General features: G+C 45.6%; 1 pseudogene. It reads left to right on the top strand.

Features of this window, described 5'->3' with window-relative positions:
* A pseudogene (locus tag AB4496_RS29325) lies at positions 1 to 316 on the top strand (pyridoxal phosphatase); the annotation flags it as partial.

Genomic DNA, 316 nt, shown 5'->3' with positions numbered 1-316 from the left:
ACTGACTCAAAACGCGATAGATAAAGACAAAGCACTGACCTTCATCGATATGGCAGAAGAGTTTCAGCTCAAAATGGTCATGTACATCACGCATGCCATGACGTACTCACACTACAACCCATTTGCCTACATGTTGGCATTGGAAAGTTGGGCAGAAACGGCACCAGAGCAACATCGCCCTCAAATTTACCAAGTGGAATCATTCATTGAAACGGCTCAGCAAGCCGAACACGTTTGGAAGTTTGTGGTGGAAGGTAGCCAAGACTCAGTAGACCGTTTAATGCAACACCCATGGATAGAAGAGAACTTCAACGGT

It is taken from the genome of Vibrio sp. 10N.222.46.A1, from assembly GCF_041473595.1.
In the GTDB taxonomy this organism is placed as follows: domain Bacteria; phylum Pseudomonadota; class Gammaproteobacteria; order Enterobacterales; family Vibrionaceae; genus Vibrio; species Vibrio tasmaniensis_A.
Note: the sequence above shows the minus strand (reverse complement) of the source record. Positions and strands in the feature narration are given on the sequence as shown.